This window comes from Vibrio sp. EA2 (assembly GCF_033042495.1).
Taxonomy (GTDB): domain Bacteria; phylum Pseudomonadota; class Gammaproteobacteria; order Enterobacterales; family Vibrionaceae; genus Vibrio.
In genome coordinates this window covers 43,264-65,219 of sequence record NZ_JAWLID010000006.1, presented here as the reverse complement: position 1 = coordinate 65,219, position 21,956 = coordinate 43,264, and the positions used below count along the sequence as shown (strand labels likewise).

Genomic DNA, 21,956 nt, shown 5'->3' with positions numbered 1-21,956 from the left:
AATTGTTTAGTTTGTTGTTTTGTAGGTTAGTAAATTGTATTGTTGTTTGATCGAGATAAATTTCTGGTTTTTTGTTTTTTATTGGTTGGATTGACTGGTTTTTTGTTCTAAACATAAATTAATATGGTGTTTTTTTCTCGTCGGTTGCCAAATGATGATTCTTTCGTCATTATGCGGCGCTATTTTATAGATTGAACCACGAGTACTTGTTGAAAACAAAGGCTCAAAAAGTGGTCGATGCATACACAACATTCACACATTTTTAGACAAGGGTTATCTGTGAAACAGACATTAAAATTAACAGATATTATCGCAGTAGGCTTTATGCTATTCGCGTTCTTTTTAGGTGCTGGTAACATCATTTTTCCACCTTTAGCTGGTCAATTGGCCGGTGAAAACCTCATGCCAGCTATGTTCGGTTTCTTGCTAACAGCGGTAGGTCTACCTCTTATCACTATCGTTGCTATTGCTGTGGCAGGCGGAACTTGGGATCATCTAACGCAAGACCTGCCGAGAAAAGCGGCGGTTGTAATGGCGGCTCTGATCTTCATTATCATCGGTCCGGCATTTGCTGCGCCTCGTACTGGCCTCGTCGCTTATGAGATGGCCGTTAAGCCATTTTTTGTTGAAGCGTCTCAAACAAACCTGACCGCTTTCTCCGTTATCTTTTTTGCCGTTGCGATGCTGTTTTCATGGTTCCAGGGACGCTTGATCGACCTGATAGGTAAAGTACTGACACCTGTGTTGTTCATTGGTCTGATGGTTCTTGCTCTGTCTGTGTTTATTGACCCTCAGGGTGAAATGATTGGCGCAACAGGTGAGTACTTAACTCAGCCTCTGACGAAAGGCTTTCTAGAAGGTTACAACACCATGGATACCTTCGCGTCACTGATGTTCGGCATGCTGATGGTCGATGCGCTGCGTGGCAAAGGCATCACTGAGCGCGCTGCAACAACGAAATACCTGATTTTTGCTGGCTGTATTGCGGCGGCAGGCTTAGCGTTCGTTTACATTTCGCTGTTCTATTTAGGTGCAACCAGCGCATCGGTTGCTGCGGGTGCAGACAACGGTGGTTTGGTTCTGAGCCAATATGTTCAGGCGCTGTTTGGCCCTTATGGTCAAATCGTTCTTTCAGTGATTGTATTGCTGGCATGTTTAACCACAGCAATCGGTCTTATCTCGGCGTGTTCTGATTTCTTCAGCTCTAAAACATCACTTTCTTACAAGCACTGGGTACTGATTAACGGTTCTGTGTGTGCGCTGGTGGCAAACGTGGGCCTTGCACAGTTGATCTCTTTGTCAGTTCCTGTGTTGTTCGCACTTTACCCTGTTGCGATTGCATTGGTTGCGTTAACGTTTGTTCGCAGCAAACTACCTAATACACGCTTTGCATACCGCGCGGTATTGTTGGTTTCTTTGCTGTTTGCGTTATTGGATGCAGCAAAAGTAGCTGGTATGGACGTATCGACTTTCAACGTACTGCCTCTGTTTGACATCGGTATGGGCTGGGTTCTGCCGACGTTCGCGGCGATCATTTGTATGTTCTTCATCTCTAAGCCTCAAGAAGAGCTCGTCGAAGAAACGGCGTAAGTTCACTTAACGACGAACAACAAAAAGCCCGATGAAGTCATTCATCGGGCTTTGTTTTTTCTGCGAAGCGGAACAATGGCAGGTTGATTACAGAGTATCGTGGAACTCTACCAGCACTTGCTCGCACCATTTCTCAATACGTTCGTCACTCAATTCGTACTGTGAATCTTCATCCAATGCGAGACCGACAAATTGGCTGCCATCTTCCGTCAGTGCTTTCGATACTTCGAACTCATAGCCTTCATTCGGCCAGTAACCGATAAATTGTGCGCCTGTTGCTTTCAGTTCATCATGGAGTAGGCCCATGGCATCCAGGTACCATTCACCGTAACCTTCTTGATCGCCCAGACCAAACAGTGCCACCACTTTGCCTTTTAATGGTGTCGCCGCGATGTCTTGCCAAATGGCACTCCAATCCTCTTGGATTTCACCAAAGTCCCAGGTGGAAATACCAATCAGCAGTAAATCGTAGTCTGCCATCAAAGACAGCGGTGTCTCTTTCACATTGTGAATGTCGACAAGATCTTCTCCAATGATGGAACGAATTTTCTCTGCTGCCATTTCGGTATAGCAGGTCGTAGAGCCGTAAAAGAGTCCGATTTTCATTATATTCGTCGTATTTTATGTTGCTGTTGTGGAGGATTTTAACCTTAAATTGCCTGTGAATGCAGCGAATATCGTGAGATTACCTCACGAAGCTAATTTTTTATGGCATTCAAACTGGGGCTGCCTTACCCTCACAGGTTACAGAAAAATAATAAAAGGAAGCGCGAATGACAGCACAACTGCCTGTCAATCAACAAGACTTTGCCTTTGTCGATCAATTCCTAGACGCGATGTGGATGGAGCGTGGACTGTCTGAGAACACCTTAGCGTCATACCGAAATGATTTGATAAAACTGCTCATATGGATGGAGCAACAGCGCTACCGTCTTGATTTTATCAGCTTGTCGGGTCTTCAGGAGTATCAGAACTACTTAGTTGATTTGGATTACAAACAGACTTCCCGTGCCCGTATGTTATCGGCGATTCGTCGTTTGTTTCAGTACCTTCATCGTGAAAAAGTACGGGCCGATGATCCCAGTGCATTATTGGTCAGCCCTAAGCTCCCGCAGCGTTTGCCGAAAGATATCAGCGAAGAGCAGGTAGATGCATTATTGGATGCGCCCGATCCAAATGATCCAGTGGAGTTGCGTGATAAAGCAATGCTAGAGTTATTATACGCAACGGGGCTTCGTGTTACGGAGTTGGTGAGTCTGACCATGGAAAATGTCAGCTTGCGTCAGGGCGTGGTTCGCGTGACGGGTAAGGGCGGAAAAGAGCGTTTGGTGCCGATGGGCGAAAATGCGGTGGATTGGATCGAAACCTTTATCCAGCAAGGCCGGCCTGCACTGCTGGGTGAGACTTCTTCGGATGTGGTATTTCCAAGCAAACGGGCCCGACAAATGACTCGTCAGACGTTCTGGCATCGAATTAAATACTATGCTGTGATAGCGGGGATCGATACCGAGCAATTATCACCGCATGTGCTGCGTCACGCATTTGCAACACATTTACTGAACTATGGCGCAGATCTCAGGGTCGTACAGATGCTGCTCGGGCATAGTGACTTATCGACCACGCAAATTTATACTCACGTGGCGACTGAGCGATTGAAGCAAATCCACAGTCAACACCATCCAAGAGCATAATGATGGTTTCATTCATTGCTTCTCATTGGACGAAAGAACGTATTTTTAAGGTGATTTTAATGAGCGTATTACGCCGACTAACTCTGCTGACTTTACCCTTTTTTGTAACCGCTTGTGGAGCGGAAGAAAGTCAGGCTAAAACGGAAACTCCTGTACAACAAGTTGCCTCAACCGCGCAACAGCACTTTGATGAAGCTGCATTAAAAGCGAAATTCTCAAAGCTAGGCTTATCTATCGTTAATATCCAACCATCGGACGTGGCAGGCCTGCTAGAAATTCAAACCAACGGTGGTGTTTTATTTGCTTCAAATGATGGTAATCATTTCATTGCAGGCACCCTGTACGCGATTGATGAAAATGGCGGTTATAAAGATGTGCTGGCTGAACGTCAGGCACCACTGAACGCTGCTAAGATCGCAGAATTTTCTGACAGCATGATTGAGTTCAAGGCTGACAATGAGAAATATGCAGTGACGGTATTTACCGATATCACTTGCGGATACTGTGTCCGTCTGCATAACCAAATGCAGGGTTACAATGATTTAGGCATTACGGTGCGTTACTTGGCGTACCCTCGCCAAGGTGCGACAGGGCCTGTTGCTGAGCAGATGGCATCCATTTGGTGCGCAGAAGATCCAAAAGCGGCAATCCACAATGCGAAAGTGAACCGTACTTTTGATAGCCCTGTGAATGACCTGGAGCAGTGTAAAGAAACGGTTCAGGCACATTACAATGTCGGTCGTCAGCTTGGTATTTCTGGTACGCCAGCTATCTTCCTGCCAAGTGGTGAAATGGTAGGGGGTTACCTACCTCCAGCTGACCTACTAAACCGTTTACAGCAACAATAATCCTTTAGGAGCAGAGTCGGCAGCACCGCCGGCTCTTTTCAAGCATGATAGAAATTCAACGACGTCCCGAACCGGATCTTTCCCTGCTACCGGATTCCATTCCTCCAATCTTAAAGCGCATTTATATCAATCGTGGCATAACGGATCAGGCACAGCTGGAAACCTCTGCACGTGGTTTACACTCCTACCAAAAGCTCGGTGGTATTGATGAGGCAGTAGCGCTGTTATTCCAAGCGATTCAGGAACAAAAGCGCATTATCATCGTCGGGGATTTTGACGCAGATGGCGCGACCAGCTCGGCGTTGTCAGTGCTGGCACTACGAATGCTGGGTAGTGCCAATGTGGATTACTTAGTGCCAAACCGTTTTGAAGACGGCTACGGTTTGAGCCCGGAAGTGGTTGATCAGGCATTAGAGCTCGGCGCTGAAATGATCATGACCGTGGACAACGGGGTCTCGTCGATTGAAGGTGTCCGTTATGCCAAAGAAAATGACATAACGGTACTGGTAACCGACCATCACTTGCCAGGACAAGTACTGCCAGATGTGGATGCCATGGTTAACCCAAACCTGGAAAGCTGCGCGTTTCCGTCTAAAGCACTCGCGGGGGTTGGGGTTGCGTTCTATTTGATGATGGCACTTTGCGTGCACATGCGAAAGTTGAACTGGTTTGCTGAGCAAGGGATGCAAGAGCCCAAATTAATGGAGCTGATTGATCTTGTTGCGTTAGGCACAGTGGCTGACGTGGTACCGCTGGACGAAAACAACCGTATTCTTGTTCATCAAGGCTTACAGCGAATTCGTGCTGGTAAAGCGCGTCCGGGGATTCAGGCTTTGATTGAAGTCGCCAAGCGTGATGCCCGCCGTCTGGTGGCGTCTGACTTTGGATTTGCTCTTGGCCCGCGCATTAACGCAGCCGGTCGCTTGGATGACATGTCTTTCGGGGTTGAGCTGCTGATGTGTAATAACATCCATGCTGCTCGCCGAATGGCCAGTGAACTTGATGGCCTGAACCAAACCCGAAAAGAGATCGAGGAAGGAATGAAGCAGGAGGCCATGGCCTTTTGTGAGCGCCTGCAGTTTGGTGAAAACAGTGAGTTACCTTATGGTTTGGCTCTGTTTCAGCGCGATTGGCATCAGGGTGTGATTGGCATTCTGGCTTCACGTATTAAAGAGAAGTTTCATCGTCCCGTGATTGCATTTGCTGATGGCGGTGAAGGGACGATCAAAGGTTCTTGCCGTTCGATACCGGGGCTGCACATGCGTGATGCGCTCGATTTGATCGATACGCAAAACCCGGGATTGATCCTCAAGTTTGGTGGCCATGCGATGGCGGCTGGTTTAACCATTAAAGAACAGGATTTTGAACGTTTTAGCCGTTTATTTGATCAAGTGGTGAAGCAAGAGCTTGATGATGCAGCACTAAAAGGTGTGATCCTGTCTGACGGCGAACTTAAGCCAGAAGAGTTTTCGATGCATATTGCTGAACTGCTGCGTGCTGGTGGTCCATTTGGTCAGGCGTTCCCGGAACCGGTTTTTGATGGTGAGTTTAAGGTATTACATCAAAAACTAGTGGGAGAAAAACACCTGAAACTGATGTTAGAACCACTGCATAAAGGTCATCCAACCAATGTGATGATTGATGGTATTGCGTTCAATATCGATTTGCGTCGCTGGCCGGACGCCTCCGTCAAAACGGTGCGTTTAGCCTATAAGCTGGACGTGAACGAATTCCGAGGCAATCAATCTCTGCAACTGATGATTGATCACATTGAAGCTAAGTAGTACCTAAGCTTTTCTTTAATATCACGTACGGTCTCCTGCATGTGCGAGGCCGTGCTTATCTCGTCGCAATCTGACCTTTCATTCGAAATTTTCCTGTATCTCCGTCACATTTTTCAGTAGAATTCCTCGGTTAAATTCTATTCTAAAATGTTGAGTAAACATGTTTGAAATCAATCCAATTAAAAACCGTCTACAGGACGTGTCTGAGCGCACAAATGTCCTGAGGGGGTATCTTTGACTATGACGCTAAGAAAGAGCGTCTAGAAGAAGTAAACGCAGAATTAGAACAACCTGATGTATGGAATGAACCAGAGCGTGCACAAGCACTGGGTAAAGAGCGTGCATCACTAGAAGCGGTTGTTGAAACTATCGACCAATTAGAGCAAGGTGTAGAAGATGTTGAAGGTCTTCTGGAGCTTGCGGTTGAAGAAGAAGATCAAGAAACGTTTGACGAAATCGAACCAGAACTTGCTGAGCTAGAAGAGAAACTAGAGCAGCTAGAGTTCCGTCGCATGTTCGCTGGCGACCACGACAGCTCTGATTGCTACATCGACTTGCAAGCAGGCTCAGGTGGTACAGAAGCGCAAGACTGGACCAACATGATGCTACGTATGTACTTACGCTGGGCTGAAGCAAAAGGCTTTAAGGCGGAGGTGATCGAGGTGTCAGAGGGCGAAGTAGCGGGTCTGAAATCTGCAACGGTTCGTATCTCTGGTGAGTACGCTTACGGCTGGCTACGCACAGAAACAGGCGTTCACCGTTTGGTTCGTAAATCGCCATTTGATTCAGGCGGCCGTCGTCATACATCATTTGCTTCTGCGTTTGTTTACCCAGAGATTGATGACAACATCGACATCGACATTAATCCGTCCGATCTCCGCATTGACGTATATCGAGCGTCTGGTGCGGGTGGTCAGCACGTTAACACCACGGAATCTGCGGTACGTATTACCCACGTTCCGACCAATACTGTGGTTCAGTGTCAGAATGACCGTTCTCAGCATAAGAACAAAGATCAGGCAATGAAGCAGCTTCGTGCAAAACTGTTTGAACTTGAGCTTCAGAAACAGAATGCTGAAAAGCAAGCAAACGAAGACGCGAAATCTGATATCGGCTGGGGCAGCCAAATCCGTTCTTACGTACTGGATGACTCACGTATCAAAGATTTACGTACAGGCGTTGAAAACCGTAACACGCAAGCGGTTCTTGACGGCGATCTAGACAAATTTATTGAAGCTAGCCTGAAGTCAGGTCTTTAAGCTTTTCACCGACACTCAAATCGAAACAGGATACATCGAAAAATGACTGATGCTGTTCACAACGACAACGCACAAGAAGAGAATAAGCTAATTGCAGAACGCCGCGCGAAACTGGACGAGATCCGTAAGAGCTGCAAAGCAAACGGCCACCCAAACGACTTCCGTCGTGACGCACTAGCGGGCGACCTTCAAAAAGAGTTCGGTGAGAAGACCAAGGAAGAGCTAGAAGAGCTTAACCACGTTGTTGCAATCGCTGGCCGTATCATGGCTAAGCGTGGTCCTTTCCTAGTTATCCAAGAGACTTCTGGCCGCATTCAGGCGTACGCTGCAAAAGACGTACAGAAAGAGCTTAAAGCTAAATACCAGGGTCTGGACATCGGTGACATCATTGGTGTGAAAGGCGCTCTGCATAAGTCTGGTAAAGGCGACCTATATGTAAACATGGAAGAGTACGAGTTGCTGACGAAAGCACTACGTCCTCTACCAGAAAAATTCCACGGTCTGACTGACCAGGAAATGCGTTATCGTCAGCGTTACGTAGACCTGATCGTGAACGAAGATTCGCGTCAGGCGTTCATTATTCGCTCTAAACTGGTTTCTGCGATTCGTAACTTCATGAGCTCAAAAGGCTACCTGGAAGTTGAAACGCCAATGATGCACGTGATCCCAGGTGGTGCGACGGCGCGTCCATTCATCACTCACCACAACGCGCTGGATATCGACATGTTCCTACGTGTTGCTCCAGAGCTGTACCTGAAGCGTCTGGTTGTGGGTGGATTTGACCGTGTATTCGAGATCAACCGTAACTTCCGTAACGAAGGTCTGTCTCCTCGTCATAACCCAGAATTCACTATGATGGAGTTCTACCAAGCTTACGCTGACTACAAAGATCTGATGGATCTGACTGAAGAAATGCTAAGCACGGTAGCGTTGGAAGTTCTGGGTTCAACGTCAATGCCTTACGGTGAAGAGACGGTTGAGTTCGGCGGTACTTACGCACGCATGAGCATGTTTGAAGCAATCAAACACTACAACCCAGAGCACGCAGAAATCCAGGCGCTAACAGAAGCGGATCTGCAAGATCGTGAGAAGATGGTTGCGATTGCGAAATCTGTACACGTTGAAGTAGAAACATTCTGGACATGTGGTCAGCTACTGGAAGAGATCTTTGGTGAAACAGCTGAGCCACAACTGATTCAACCAACATTCATCACGGGTTACCCTGCGGACATCTCTCCACTGGCACGTCGTAGCGATGACAACCCGTTCTTCACTGACCGTTTCGAGTTCTTTATCGGTGGTCGTGAGGTTGCAAATGGTTTCTCAGAGCTGAACGATGCTGAAGACCAAGACGCGCGCTTTAAAGCACAAGTTGACGCGAAAGATGCGGGCGATGATGAAGCGATGTTCTACGATGCAGACTACATTACTGCACTTGAGCACGGCCTTCCGCCAACAGCTGGACAAGGTATCGGTATCGACCGTCTGGCAATGCTGTTTACTAACACGCATACGATTCGTGATGTGATTCTGTTCCCAGCGATGCGTCCACAAGCGTAATCGAGTCAAGAACCTAAAAAAAACCACCTTCGGGTGGTTTTTTTTTGTCATTTATTTAAGCAAATTCAAACAATTGCACATTGTCTATTATAGGATATGCAAATAAGTATTCGCCAAAATTCAATCTATTGCATAGTCTTAATATTGAGACAGACTTGAATGATTGGAGTCTCGATAATGGTACCCGTTCGCAAAGATGGGCTTTCGCCAATATTTTATCAACAATAAATAATAAGGGTTAGAGAATGGCTGGGCAGTTTAAGATGGATTCCATTCCGGGGTCGCTTGTCGTCGTAGGTGGCACGTATGAGCCTTGGTTGTCAGTGTTGGAGCAAGTTGGCTGGAAGTGTCACCAGGTGGGTGATTTACGTAAAGCCAACGCGTTGTTGGAAGATATTGGGCCATGTATTGGTATCGTCGACCTCAGTCATGATGAGTTCAGTTTAAACGGTTTGGCTAACTTGGTGAGCTCACATAAACACGTGCGTTGGCTGGCGTTCATCAGAGAGACGCAGTTGGGGGCAGACACTATCTGCCAGTTTATCGTTAACTTTTGTATCGACTTCTTCACTGCCCCAATCCCTGACGCGCAACTATTAAGTACCATCGGTCACCAGCTTGGTATGCTCAAATTAGAAAAGAAGGTCTGGCCAAGTTTTGGTAACTGTCTGGACATGGGGCTGCTTGGTGAATCTATTCCGATGAAACGCCTGCGTGATCAAGTGAAGCGTATCGGTCCAACCGACGTCAGTATTCTTATTTCTGGAGAAAGTGGTACGGGTAAAGAAGCGGTTGCCCGAGCGATTCATAAAGTCTCTTCCCGTTCTCACAAACCGTTTATGTCGATCAATTGTCGAGCGTTGAATGAACAAAGATTCCAAGCTGAAGTGTTTGGTGTGGCCGCGAATAGCGAGACAGGCCCAACTCTGCTTGAGCAGGCCGATGGTGGCACCGTTTTGTTTAATGATGTGCTGACCATTTCTAAACAACAGCAAATGAACTTACTGAGGTTTTTGCAAGAAGGCACTGTTGACACCCCTAATGGTGTGAAGAGCGTTAATGTACGTATTCTTGCGGCGAATTCATCTGATGTAGAAAAAGCACTGATCAATGGCGATTTCAACGAAGAGCTCTATCACTACATTAACGTGTTGCGCATTAGTGTCCCTAGCCTGAAAGAGCGTGCCAGTGACATTGCGCTACTGGCTCGTTATTACTTGCAAGAGTTTTCAAAAGAGTACAACTCACAAGCGAAAAGCTTCTCGGAAGATGCATTAAAAGCGCTGACGCGTTACTTCTGGCCGGGTAACGTACGCGAGCTGATGAATCAAGTTAAACGTGCGGTATTAATGTCAGACAGCGTGGTGATTGATGAGCACCATTTAGATCTGCCTCAACGCAATGACGCCAAACGTAGTTTGAAGTCTATTCGAGAAAAAAGTGAACGTGATGCATTGCTGGTGGTATTGGAGTCGCACTCAGGTCAGGTTTCTAATGCGGCGAAGGAGCTCGGCGTTTCGCGCGCAACCATGTACCGCCTTCTTAACAAACATAATTTAATATCGGACCAAACAATCTAGGCCCTAATTAAATGTTGAACGATTGAAATAATAACAGCGGCCTAATGGTCGCTTTTTTTTCTATATTTACGATTTATAAAATTCGAAGATTTATATATTACTCAGATGAATATGTTATTCATAAAAACATATGCAACTTGATTTCAGGTTAATGGTTTGTTTTTTATCGAGACGGAAAAAATTGTTTGATAAATAAACACTAGAGCTTACAATTTAACCGTAACTCAAAGAGTTATATCATTTCATAAACGGATTAATTTTTTAGCTAGGAGGCGCAAGATGAAACATTACGTTGATAACACCATGACTTGCGCTGATCGTATTTCTATCGCACCGACATCTCTAAAATCGGCAGATACCAATACTACCACTGGCTCACGAGATAAAAATTAACCCGTAACCTATCTTATTTTTTACTAGGCTGCGGAAAAATGGCGGCTTGGTACCACAGTTCAATCTGTTTCTCTGCACACTATTTTTCCCAGTCGAACTCTATCGATACTTGGAGAAAATATTATGCGTCACTCTATTTACTTGAAACTTGCCACTCTACTTTTGAAAGCAGACTTAAGACGTGAAGAAAAGGAATGGCAACGCAAAGTTCGCCGCTCTGCTCATGATATTCCGTGGACTAATGCGCACTTGTTAAAAGACATTGGTTTGGATCACGAAGGTCGCTCTACACGCGTAAGTGTTCCAGATACTGTCCTGGTTGAGCGTCGAGTTCGTCATCTTCGCCGTGTTTTAACTGCGCGAATACCGACGTAATTCATAGCGTGTTGCGCTTCGTCTGTTTGTTTTACACACGATAAACAAGTTCAGCACGCTATAAATCAGAATTCCGAAAGCGTTAATTGAAATAGAGCTAAACAGGCTGACCTTGATGATCAGCCTGATTCATTTTATGGGCAAGGGTTGGAGTAGGTTGTACCAATTGCCTGAATTTCTGTTAACAGTTCGTCACTGAGCTGAAGATCAATACTATCAATATTGGCTTTTAACTGGTCGAGGTTAGTCGCACCAATAATATTGGAAGCAACAAAGGGACGCTGATTCACGAATGCCAGTGCCATTTGTGCCGGGTCTAAACCGTATTCTCTCGCCAGGTTGACATACGCTTCGGTTGCTTTAACGCCTTGCGGTGTAAAGTAACGAGCAAAGCGCTCCCACTTAGTGCAACGAGCACCCTCTGGTTTCGCTCCATTGAGGTATTTACCCGTTAAGCAGCCAAATGCTAATGGTGAGTAGGCTAATAGCTGTACGCCCTCGTAGTGGCTAATTTCAGATAAGCCCACTTCAAAGCTGCGGTTGAGTAAGTTATAAGGGTTTTGAATAGAGACGATACGTGGTAAGTCATGTTTTTCTGCCAGTCGCAGCAGTGACATTACGCCCCATGGCGTTTCATTTGATACGCCGATATAACGAACTTTACCTGCGTTAACCAGCTCGGTCAGGGCTTCCAGAGTCTCGATTAACGTCACTTCTTCTTGTTTATCTGGGTAAGGGTAATTGAGTTGACCAAAGCAGTTAGTTTGACGTTGTGGCCAATGGAGTTGGTATAGATCGATGTAATCTGTTTGTAGTCTTTCCAGGCTGGTATCAATCGCATCGTGAATATTGCGACGATTCAGGCTCATATCTTCGCGAATATGAGGAACGTTACGTGGCCCGGCGACTTTTGTTGCCAGCACGACTTTTTCGCGTTTGCCCGATTTTGCGAGCCAGTTTCCGATGTATTGTTCCGTCAGACCTTGGGTATCGGCATTAGGCGGTACTGGGTACATTTCAGCGGTATCGATGAAATTCACCCCATGATCCAAGGCAAAATCAAGCTGTTCAAACGCTTCTTTTTCTGTATTTTGTTCACCGAATGTCATGGTGCCGAGGCAGATTTTACTAATCTCGAGCGACGAGTGCGGCAGTTTAGTATATTGCATTTCACTTCCTTGAGAGTCACCAACGTATTGCGTTACCCCAATATAGGGGATTTTTAGCCTCTCTCGCAAATGATTTGCGTTTAACTGCTTAAGATGACTCGAAAGCGCTTGATACTCTAACTACACTTAGAGCAAGTGGTAAAGGAGGTGAATCATGCAGAAGCATCAATTGGACATGTGGCTACACGGCGATCACAAAGACAGCTATAAAATGCCAAAAGTCTTTGTGATCGGCTGTTCTGATGTCTCTGACTATTTGCTAGCAGTGGAATACAAACACCAACTTGAGCCGATCAAAGACGGCGAAGATCCTATCCATTTTGGATCACTAGAATTGGTGAAAGAAGAGCTGCTCAAGTTGGGGTTCAAAAAAGCGTATTTGAGGCTACACAACGCATACGATGAGTGCGGTAGTAATGGTGTGGCCGCATATTGTGATATTGAATTATCACTCGTCACACACTAAGTCGTTGAGATCATTGGTCACTCAGATTGTGTATTGATGTAATGTTTAAGCAGAATCTGCTCGGTAAACTGTGTTCTGAGATAAAATCCTCGGGGCAGGGTTTTTATTGGCTTACCGTTTGAGCTGTACGCTTCCGTTTGTGCTTTTGCATTGGCGGCTTTTGGTCGTAAATGAAGGGCTTCCCCGTGTCTGGCGGAAATTTGATCAAACTGACCCAGTACGATCATTTCCATCAGCTCTTCCCAATCGTTACGTAAAATACGCTCTTCTTCTTCGTCAGGCGACCAAATTAAGGGGCTGCCGACCCGGCGCTCTGCAAGGGGAATTTCTCGCTCACCTTCAACGGGTACCCAAAGTACACGAGAGAGTTTGTTTCTTACGTGGCTGGTTTCCCAGGTAAGACCTTGCACACCCGTCAAGGGCGCAACACAAACGAATGTGGTTTCTAATGGTCTACCTGAATAACCAATCGGAATGCTTTTTAATTCGATCCCTAATTTGGAGAAGTCTTGTTGGGGCTTACTTCCGGCTGGAGCACCCAAATGCCATTCAAGCAGCTGGCCCACCCAGCCTTTGTCTCTCTTTAAGTTTTCAGGAACGATCATCCCGGCTTCTTGCGCGAGTTCCGCAAAACTCAGGCCGGCAATATCGTGAGCACGCTCCATGAGCTCCGCTTCTGTTTGTGGTTCTGGTTTCATATTGGCTGGGGGCTATTTCAAAACCCATAGTTTAACAAATTCCGAAAAAAAGCACTGTTTAAGATTTCAACGAGGTGGATTAAGAATGATCAATTCATAACTTATCCACAGGGAGCTAAGGGTGTGGTGGGATCTAAGTCAGGGCTGGATGAATTAACAGGGGTTTGAACGGGTTTTTAGGCTTGATTTTATCAACATGTCATGAAGCTCTACTGGATAAGTGTGGATAAATTGTAGGTTGGTGGATCTTTGACCGATCTGTTTTTGATGAAAAGATCATCAATGATTTTAAGATCATTTAATCACCGTTTTTATGTTTAATTCATTTATTATCAATATCTTATTTTTATTTTTTGTTTTCATTATTTAAGTGGTACGCCATTGTTTTGAACAAAAATATTCTTTGCCCTCGAATTCTTCACAAAGTTATTCACAGAAAAGGTGAATAAATGTGGGCAATGTCTCACTCTTGTGTTGATAAAGTATTTGTTGGCTAAAAGATATCCAATAACGGTGTAAAAGTAATAAATCTTGCTCATATCACATCAGTAAGTTTGCTAGTCATGGGGATATGTGGAAAAATCACGGTAATAAAAAATTATTCATAGAGGTTAGCCAGTGATAGATGGCGATGGTTACCGACTGAATGTTGGTATTGTGATATGTAATAACCATGGTCAGGTCTTCTGGGCTAAACGATACGGGCAACACTCATGGCAATTTCCACAAGGTGGAATTGACGAAGGTGAAACACCTGAGCAAGCAATGTTCAGGGAGTTATATGAGGAAGTCGGTTTAACGAAAAAAGACGTTAAAATCATTGCAACAAGTCGTCATTGGTTAAGATATAAACTACCAAAGCGATTGGTGCGTTGGGACTCCAAGCCTGTTTGTATCGGCCAAAAACAGAAATGGTTTCTGCTGCGATTAGAATGCGATGAATCTCGCATCAATATGCAACGCGGGAAATCCCCTGAATTTGATGGTTGGCGGTGGGTAAGTTATTGGTACCCAGTTAGGCAAGTTGTTTCTTTCAAGCGAGACGTTTACCGTCGTGCAATGAAAGAGTTTGCTTCTTTAGCCATGCCTTTTCGAGAAAGAAAAGCGAAAGGGAAAAGAAAAAAGCAACGTAGAGGATAGTCATGCTCAGCCAGCTAAGGGAAATAGTTGAAAAAGTCTCCAGAGTCGAAGATGTGCATCTGGCCTTTGATATATTGGTTAAAGAGACTTGTGCTGCCCTTCGCACAGAGTGTTGTACTATTTATCTTGCTAATGAAGAAATGCAGCGCCTTGAGTTAATGGCGACTCAAGGCCTGACGTTTGAAGGTGATAGCATCCATATCAACTTCAATGAAGGTTTGGTCGGGTTAGTTAAGCGTAGCGCTGAACCACTCAATCTTGCCGAAGCTTCCAAACATCCCGAGTTTAAATTTTTCCCTCAACTCGGAGAGCAAATTTTCCACTCCTTTCTTGCCACTCCGATTATTCATCGCAAACAAGTGTTGGGTGTTTTAGTTATTCAGCAAAAAACGCCGCGTTTGTTCAGTGAAATGGAAGAGTCATTCCTCGTCACATTATCGGCGCAGTTAGCGGTATTGATTGCTCACGCACAAAATCTTGGTCATTGGCAACTGGCTTCGAAACCGACCGTTTTGAAAGGGGTTCCTGCGTCGACAGGTGTAGCTATTGGCGAGTTCTGGTTTGATAACACACAACCTAGCTTGTCCGATGTTTTTCCTGCCTCTACGCTAGACAAAGAGCGTGAATATGAGCTCTTACTGGTCGCGATTGAGCGAGCTTTGAATGATTTCCGCCGGATGCGTAAGAAGCTGGATAGCGAAATCAATAAAGACGCGTTAGCTATCTTCGATTTGTTTACTCACTTGCTTAATGATCCGATGTTGCGTGGTGATCTTAAGAAACAAATCGAGAAAGGCGATAGGGCTGACTGGGCACTGCGACAGGTTGTAGAGTCTTACTCGAATCGGTTTGCCAGAATGTCTGATGTATACATGCGTGAGCGAGCGCAGGACATCAGAGAACTGGGCCAAAGATTGCTTTATTTCTTGCACAATAGTGAGCAAGAGAATTCTGCCATTGATCGACCTGTCATTATGGTGGCAAATGAGCTTACCGCAACCTTACTCGCTTCAGTCCCTAAAGAACATTTATTGGCGGTGGTTTCGCTGGAAGGGGGAGCCAACTCTCACGCGGCTATTTTATCGCGTGCCTTGGGTGTACCTGCAGTGATGGGCGCCAACATCAACACAGAAGTGGTCAACGGTAAGTTGGGCATTGTTGATGGCTATACCGGAGAGATTTTCCTAGAGCCAAACCGTCAGTTATTACGTGAGTACCGTAGCTTAGTTAGCGAAGAAACCGAACTCGCTGCAATGGTGAATAAGGATCTCTCACTGCCAGCGGTTACGCAAGATAATCACCACGTCGAAGTCATGCTGAATGCGGGGTTGAGTGCTGACAGCAATATTGCCATCAACACCGGAGTGGATGGCGTGGGATTATATCGAACTGAAATAGCATTTTTACTTCAGCATCACTTTCCATCCGAAGATGAGCAGTATCATCAATATAAGGCGATACTGAACAGTTACGCACATCAGCGTGTGGTCATGCGTACATTGGATATTGGTGGTGACAAACCACTGCCATATTTACCTATCGATGAAGATAACCCATTTTTAGGTTGGCGCGGCATCCGCTTTACCTTAGATCATCCAGATATTTTCCTTATCCAGTTACGTGCCATGCTAAGGGCAAGTGCAGATAGTGGTAATTTGAGTATCTTGCTGCCAATGGTCTCAGGGGTAAAAGAGCTGGATGATGCGATTACCTTAATTGATCAGGCTTACAGTGAAGCCGTGTTAATTGATGAACGGATTCAAGCGCCGGAAGTCGGGGTGATGATCGAAGTGCCTTCGATGGTTTATTTATTACCGACTATCGCACATCGCGTTGATTTCGTTTCAGTGGGTACCAACGACTTAACCCAGTATTTATTAGCGGTTGATCGGAACAATTCTCGTGTTTCTGATGTCTATGAATCCATGCACCCAGCTGTGTTACTGGCGTTGAAGCAGATTCATGACGTTTGTCAGCAATATCAGGTTCCAGTCTGCATTTGTGGTGAGCTAGCTGGCGATCCATTTGGTTCGCTGTTGCTATTGGGCTTGGGTTATACGTGCCTGAGTATGAACACGTCTAATGTCGCTAAGGTTAAGTATTTGATTCGTCATAGCCAACAAGAAGAGCTAAAACAGTTAGCGGAACAAGCAATGACTCTTTCATATGGAGAAGAAATCTATCAAATGATGCATGATTTCTTTATCCAACAAGGGTTTGCTGGCTTTATACGGGCAGGCAAGAAGTAGTAGGTAAATGTGACGGTCTCATTATTTTTGTTATTGCTGGCACTAGGCGCGTTTGTCGGTGTCATGGCTGGCCTGCTCGGTATTGGCGGCGGACTCATCGTTGTACCTGCTTTGCTGTACCTTCTTCCTTATGCTGGTATTTCGCCTGAACTGAGCATGCATATTGCTCTCGCCACCTCGCTGGCGAGCATCATAATTACCTCGGGATCATCGGCTATGCACCACCTGAAACTGGGTAATGTCGATATGTTTGTGGTGAAGTGGCTGATGCCTGGCGTTGTGATCGGTGGTTTTGTCGGTGCCAGCCTGGCTGAAATCATCCCAACTCATTACTTGCCAAAACTCTTTGGTGTGATTGTGCTGCTGCTTGCGGTACAAATGTTCCGTTCCATTAAAGTCCTGAAATCCAAACCCATGCCCAGCAGCCCGGTTACCGTGATGTATGGCGCTGGCATTGGTATCGTGTCCAGTTTAGCTGGGATTGGTGGTGGTTCGTTATCCGTCCCGTTCTTAAACAAGCATGGTGTTGAAATGCGCAAAGCGGTGGGCTCTTCTTCAGTATGTGGCTGCGTTATCGCTATTTCAGGTATGATCGGTTTCATCTTGCACGGTTACAAAACTGAAAACTTACCTGCGTACAGTATTGGTTATGTTTACCTGCCTGCTTTGTTGGCGATAGCTATGACGTCTATGCTCACCACCAAAGTTGGCGCGAAGTTGGCGACCCGTCTTCCTACAGCCGTATTAAAAAGAGTTTTTGCCGTATTTTTGATTATCATTGCGGCGACCATGTTACTGTAAATTTCATCCGTTATTTTTATCTTAAGAAGAGAATGATTTATGTCTCAGGGATTCATTGAATTTCCCAATATTGATCCGGTTTTAATCTCTATTGGACCTGTCTCTATTCGCTGGTACGGCTTGATGTACCTGGTTGGTTTTATTTTTGCTTTATGGCTGGCGAATCGCCGTGCGGATAAACCCAATAGTGGCTGGACTCGAGAGCAAGTATCCGACCTATTGTTTGCTGGTTTCCTTGGTGTGGTCATTGGTGGTCGAGTCGGCTATGTGATTTTCTACAATTTTGAATTGTTCCTCGACGATCCTTTATATCTGTTTAAAGTCTGGACGGGCGGCATGTCATTCCACGGTGGTTTGCTGGGTGTGATTACCGCAATGTTCTGGTACGCAAGGAAAAACGGCCGTACCTTCTTCGGCGTGGCTGACTTTATTGCCCCACTTGTGCCATTTGGCTTAGGAATGGGACGCTTGGGTAATTTCATGAACAGTGAGCTTTGGGGACGTGTGACCGATGTGCCTTGGGCGATTATCTTCCCGAATGGTGGTCCATTGCCGCGTCACCCATCTCAGCTCTATGAAATGGCACTGGAAGGTGTGGTTCTATTCTTCATTTTGAACTGGTTCATCAAAAAGCCGCGTCCATTGGGCTCAGTATCAGGGCTATTTTTAGCTGGATATGGTACATTCCGCTTCCTAGTAGAGTTCGTACGCGAACCGGATGCTCAGCTTGGTCTGTTTGGTGACTTTATTTCGATGGGACAGATCCTGTCTACACCGATGATCGTGCTGGGAATCCTGATGATGGTTTGGGCGTACAAACGTGGTCTTTACCAAGATAAAGCCCCAGTTAAAACGAAGTAAGGTATTGGTGTGAAACAGTATTTAGATTTGTGTCAACGCATTGTTGACCAAGGTGTTTGGGTTGAGAATGAACGTACAGGCAAGCGTTGTCTTACTGTGATCAACGCGGATTTGACCTACGATGTTGCAAACAACCAATTCCCTTTAGTGACAACACGTAAAAGCTTCTGGAAAGCCGCAGTGGCGGAGCTACTGGGTTACATTCGTGGTTATGACAACGCAGAAGACTTTCGTAAACTGGGTACCAAAACCTGGGACGCAAATGCCAACCAGAATGATGCATGGCTGAGTAACCCTTACCGTAAAGGTGAAGACGATATGGGCCGTGTATATGGTGTTCAAGGTCGTGCATGGGCCAAACCTGATGGCGGTCACATCGATCAATTGCGCAAGATTGTGGATGATCTAACTCGCGGTATTGATGACCGTGGTGAGATCCTAAACTTCTACAATCCCGGTGAATTCCATATGGGCTGTTTGCGTCCGTGTATGTACAGCCATCACTTTTCACTATTGGGTGACACTCTGTACCTCAATAGCACACAACGCTCATGTGACGTTCCGCTTGGCCTGAATTTTAATATGGTTCAAGTGTATGTTTTCCTAGCGATCATGGCGCAGATTACCGGTAAGAAGCCGGGGCAGGCGTACCATAAAATTGTCAATGCACACATTTATGAAGACCAGCTAGAATTGATGCGTGACGTGCAATTAAAACGTGAGCCGCTAAAGGCACCGACTTTCCATATCAACCCAGCGATAAAATCGCTAGAAGATTTGGAAACCTGGGTGACGTTAGATGACTTCTGGGTCGAAGGCTACGAGTACCATGACGCGATTCGCTACCCATTTTCTGTGTAGTGTGGTTGGTCTGACTTAATATGAAAAAAGCTCCTAAATGGAGCTTTTTTCTTTTAAGGCTATTACTTTAGCGCGCTGACAATATAACGATGTATCGGATTGGTTTGCTTTGGGCGCGACAGTGCAGGGCTGATGAACTCCGGCCGAGCAAAGGTCCCTTTATCCACCAGCGAGCGGATCACGTTGAAGTATTTCAACTCTGTTTTACCACACAAGAGCAACGAAAAATCGTCACCCAAGTTATCGTAGGCGTTGAGCACTTCTCGGAACCCACGCAGATATAAGTAATCTTTTGTTAGGCCACCGCCTCGGTAAACACGAGCAGTAATGGTGAATGCTTGTATATCAGAAGTGTGGTATTGCTCTTTAAGCAGCCGGAACGTCTGGCGGAAATCACGTTCTTTGATCATTGATTCAACTGCCAGTACCCGCAGAGCCAGTGTACGTAATCGCTTGATGCTGAAATGCCCAGAGAGGTATTCACACAAAATCGCTAAGCCTTCCTGAGTGTTGGTATTAGCGGGACAACCTAAACTTAACACGCTAAGAGGCTGCCTGCGGCCGTTTAAAGTCGTCAGTAAATGCACGCCCATCTCATGGTGCGCCAGCGCCTCTAGCTCGTCTGTTGTGATGTAGGCAGCACTGTTTATTTTTACTCGCAGGCCAGATACAAGCGCATTGGCCAGCATGCCATCAAGGACTTGTATTTCACAGTCATAGCCATGTTTTTGTGCAAATCGCCCCATGAACCGTGCGATAGAGTGGCTGTCATGTTCTGGTTTACTTTCCTCTTCTGTAGGTAAATGCAAGATGAATTGTGCATTGGCGATATCTTTCGCACTCGGCTCTCCGTAGTAACGCAAAGAGTTATACAGAAAATCTTGGCTACCGATGGTATCAACTTGATCCAGCTTATCGGCATAAGACTGGATGACATCCGCATAGAGCTTTTGCAGCTGAGTATCTTTGATATTTTCTAAAGGTAACTCGTACAAACGACGCTTAGACTGGTGAGTCACAAGCGGTGTCTTTTGGTACTCAAAGTCGGGCTCTTGAGAATATTTGTTAGTGATGAAGCGCTCTCTTTCACTTGTGTAATTGAGTGGGTTTACGCTACTGAGGATGTCTATATCGCTAACCAACTGGGTTAGTTGTTCGTCTATTGCTAATAGCTGGCTGGAAATCGGTTCGTGAGCTTGAGCCATTCTGTTTAACTCCGTGTAAAGGCAACACCAACCAGAATCGTGATTGATTCGAGAGGGTAAGGCTCAAATTATCACCGTGAACGCATATTGAACAACAAAAATTTCTATTAGAAGTCTGTTTGATAAAGGGGAAAATGAGTTAGAGAGAACAAAAAAGGCCCCACATAGTGGGGCCTCAAACAATGCGATGATATTTCGTTTTGATTATGCTGTCAGAGCGAGAATAGCACCTGGCAAAATAATGAATACAGACATTAGGTAGCCACCTACAACGGCTTTATTCTTAATAGCCATATCTGAAATCATGTCAGCGCCTTTCAGTGGCAGCTCACGCAGGAACGGGATACCAAAGATAAGTAGTGTCGCTGCGATGTTGAATACCAAGTGTACGAGGGCAATTTGTAGAGCGAATACCGCAAACTCACCAGAAACTGCCGTTGCTGCCAGTAGAGCTGTGATACACGTACCGATATTAGCACCTAATGTGAATGGGTAAATATCACGAACTTTTAGTACGCCAGTACCCACTAGTGGAACCATTAAGCTTGTCGTTGTTGAAGAAGACTGTACAAGCACAGTAACGATAGAACCAGATAGGATACCGTGGATAGGACCACGACCAATCGCGTTCTTAAGAATCTCACGTGCACGGCCAACCATTAGGCTCTTCATCAGTTTACCCATCACAGTGATAGCAACGAAGATAGTTGCGATACCAAGGATGATAAGCATCACGCCACCGACCGTGTCACCGAACGTTGATAGAGGCTCTTTGATTGCACTAACAACAGGCTTTGTCATCGGCTTAATGAAGTTTAAACCTTTGATGCTCATGTCACCGGTCGCAAGCAATGGTGAAACAAGCCAATGAGAAATCTTTTCCAGGATGCCGAACATCATTTCCAAAGGCAGGAAAATAACTACAGCAAGCAGGTTGAAGAAGTCATGGATCGTTGCACTGGCAAATGCACGCTTGAACTCTTCTTTACAACGTACGTGACCTAGAGAAACAAGTGTATTAGTAACCGTTGTACCGATATTGGCACCCATTACCATAGGAATCGCCGTTTCTACTGGCAGACCGCCAGCAACTAAGCCCACAATAATAGAAGTTACAGTACTAGAAGATTGGATTAGGGCTGTCGCCACCAGACCGATCATAAGACCAGCGACAGGGTGCGATGCAAATTCAAACAGTACTTTTGCTTGATCGCCAGTGGCCCATTTAAAGCCGCTACCGACCATAGATACTGCTAGAAGAAGCAGGTATAGCATGAATGCCAAGTTAGCCCAGCGCAACCAGCGAGTTGTACTCGAGATCGGCACCGCTGTTGAAGTAGCTTGGTTCATCATAATTTTCTCCGTGACCTTTCAGTTCTTTTGGGGTCTTTAGTTGAAACTGCGGGCGATGTTAGAGAAGAAATAT

Annotated in this window: 19 protein-coding genes; 14 read left to right on the top strand and 5 right to left on the bottom strand. The window is 45.7% G+C overall.

The features are described from left to right. The first annotated feature begins 279 nt into the window (after positions 1-279). Positions 280-1,590 (top strand): branched-chain amino acid transport system II carrier protein, encoded by a 1,311-nt coding sequence (gene brnQ / locus RXX31_RS14295; RefSeq protein WP_317590190.1) that lies wholly within the window; start codon positions 280-282, stop codon positions 1,588-1,590. 87 nt (positions 1,591-1,677) lie between these two features. Here the strand turns inward: brnQ and fldB are convergent, their stop codons facing one another. After that, positions 1,678-2,196 carry a flavodoxin FldB gene (gene fldB, locus RXX31_RS14290; RefSeq protein WP_317590189.1) on the bottom strand — a complete coding sequence of 173 codons (519 nt, stop codon included), beginning with the start codon at positions 2,194-2,196 and terminating at the stop codon, positions 1,678-1,680. 167 nt (positions 2,197-2,363) lie between these two features. Here fldB and xerD point away from each other — a divergent pair, with 167 nt between their 5' ends. The 7 genes from xerD (at position 2,364) to RXX31_RS14255 (ending at position 11,080) form a co-directional block, all read left to right on the top strand. Next, positions 2,364-3,281 carry a site-specific tyrosine recombinase XerD gene (gene xerD, locus RXX31_RS14285; RefSeq protein WP_317590188.1) on the top strand — a complete coding sequence of 306 codons (918 nt, stop codon included), beginning with the start codon at positions 2,364-2,366 and terminating at the stop codon, positions 3,279-3,281. 59 nt (positions 3,282-3,340) lie between these two features. Next, entirely contained in the window at positions 3,341-4,129 is a 789-nt protein-coding gene (gene dsbC / locus RXX31_RS14280) for a bifunctional protein-disulfide isomerase/oxidoreductase DsbC (RefSeq protein ID WP_317590187.1), read from the top strand. 44 nt (positions 4,130-4,173) lie between these two features. Further along, positions 4,174-5,913 carry a single-stranded-DNA-specific exonuclease RecJ gene (gene recJ / locus RXX31_RS14275; protein WP_317590186.1) on the top strand — a complete coding sequence of 580 codons (1,740 nt, stop codon included), beginning with the start codon at positions 4,174-4,176 and terminating at the stop codon, positions 5,911-5,913. 160 nt (positions 5,914-6,073) lie between these two features. Further along, positions 6,074-7,172, top strand: a protein-coding gene (gene prfB, locus RXX31_RS14270) for a peptide chain release factor 2 (RefSeq protein ID WP_118117739.1) whose coding sequence is annotated in 2 segments (ribosomal slippage) — positions 6,074-6,148 and positions 6,150-7,172 — 1,098 coding nt in all. Because the reading frame shifts where the segments join, the coding sequence is not laid out codon by codon here. A 42-nt stretch (positions 7,173-7,214) separates the two neighbouring features. Continuing rightward, positions 7,215-8,732: a lysine--tRNA ligase gene (lysS, locus tag RXX31_RS14265; protein ID WP_317590185.1), complete on the top strand. Its 1,518-nt coding sequence runs from the start codon at positions 7,215-7,217 to the stop codon at positions 8,730-8,732. 245 nt (positions 8,733-8,977) lie between these two features. Next, complete coding sequence (gene vpsR / locus RXX31_RS14260) at positions 8,978-10,312, top strand: cyclic-di-GMP-binding transcriptional regulator VpsR (RefSeq protein ID WP_317590184.1); 1,335 nt, start codon at positions 8,978-8,980, stop codon at positions 10,310-10,312. Between the two features lie 516 nt (positions 10,313-10,828). Further along, positions 10,829-11,080: a DUF1127 domain-containing protein gene (locus RXX31_RS14255; RefSeq protein ID WP_317590183.1), complete on the top strand. Its 252-nt coding sequence runs from the start codon at positions 10,829-10,831 to the stop codon at positions 11,078-11,080. Between the two features lie 134 nt (positions 11,081-11,214). On the opposite strand, the gene RXX31_RS14250 is transcribed toward RXX31_RS14255, so the two are convergent. Next, entirely contained in the window at positions 11,215-12,249 is a 1,035-nt protein-coding gene (locus RXX31_RS14250) for an NADP(H)-dependent aldo-keto reductase (protein ID WP_317590181.1), read from the bottom strand. Positions 12,250-12,403: 154 nt separating this feature from the next. Between RXX31_RS14250 and RXX31_RS14245 the strand changes: the two genes are divergently transcribed. Then, positions 12,404-12,715, top strand: coding sequence for a DUF6482 family protein (locus RXX31_RS14245; protein WP_317590180.1), 312 nt, complete (start codon positions 12,404-12,406; stop codon positions 12,713-12,715). Positions 12,716-12,732: 17 nt separating this feature from the next. On the opposite strand, the gene mutH is transcribed toward RXX31_RS14245, so the two are convergent. Then, positions 12,733-13,413, bottom strand: a complete 681-nt coding sequence (gene mutH, locus RXX31_RS14240; protein WP_317590179.1) for a DNA mismatch repair endonuclease MutH — start codon at positions 13,411-13,413, stop codon at positions 12,733-12,735. A gap of 618 nt (positions 13,414-14,031) precedes the next feature. On the opposite strand from mutH, the gene rppH reads away from it, so the two are divergent. The 5 genes from rppH to RXX31_RS14215 are packed head-to-tail and all read left to right on the top strand — an operon-like array spanning position 14,032 to position 19,325. After that, a complete protein-coding gene (rppH, locus tag RXX31_RS14235) occupies positions 14,032-14,553 on the top strand; it encodes an RNA pyrophosphohydrolase (protein WP_005381953.1) in 522 nt (173 codons plus the stop codon). A 2-nt stretch (positions 14,554-14,555) separates the two neighbouring features. Continuing rightward, positions 14,556-16,802: a phosphoenolpyruvate--protein phosphotransferase gene (ptsP, locus tag RXX31_RS14230; RefSeq protein WP_317590178.1), complete on the top strand. Its 2,247-nt coding sequence runs from the start codon at positions 14,556-14,558 to the stop codon at positions 16,800-16,802. A gap of 9 nt (positions 16,803-16,811) precedes the next feature. Continuing rightward, the gene (locus RXX31_RS14225; RefSeq protein WP_317590177.1) at positions 16,812-17,603 is read left to right on the top strand and encodes a sulfite exporter TauE/SafE family protein; all 792 of its coding nucleotides are present in this window, start codon (positions 16,812-16,814) and stop codon (positions 17,601-17,603) included. 39 nt (positions 17,604-17,642) lie between these two features. Then, positions 17,643-18,464 carry a prolipoprotein diacylglyceryl transferase gene (gene lgt / locus RXX31_RS14220; RefSeq protein ID WP_317590175.1) on the top strand — a complete coding sequence of 274 codons (822 nt, stop codon included), beginning with the start codon at positions 17,643-17,645 and terminating at the stop codon, positions 18,462-18,464. Positions 18,465-18,473: 9 nt separating this feature from the next. Next, positions 18,474-19,325: a thymidylate synthase gene (locus tag RXX31_RS14215; RefSeq protein WP_317590173.1), complete on the top strand. Its 852-nt coding sequence runs from the start codon at positions 18,474-18,476 to the stop codon at positions 19,323-19,325. A 62-nt stretch (positions 19,326-19,387) separates the two neighbouring features. Here RXX31_RS14215 and RXX31_RS14210 read toward each other — a convergent pair whose 3' ends face one another. Both RXX31_RS14210 and RXX31_RS14205 read right to left on the bottom strand, forming a co-directional pair. Then, positions 19,388-20,530, bottom strand: a complete 1,143-nt coding sequence (locus tag RXX31_RS14210) for a flavohemoglobin expression-modulating QEGLA motif protein (RefSeq protein ID WP_317590172.1) — start codon at positions 20,528-20,530, stop codon at positions 19,388-19,390. A gap of 204 nt (positions 20,531-20,734) precedes the next feature. Next, complete coding sequence (locus RXX31_RS14205) at positions 20,735-21,880, bottom strand: Na/Pi symporter (RefSeq protein WP_411197986.1); 1,146 nt, start codon at positions 21,878-21,880, stop codon at positions 20,735-20,737. Between the last annotated feature and the right edge of the window lie 76 nt (positions 21,881-21,956).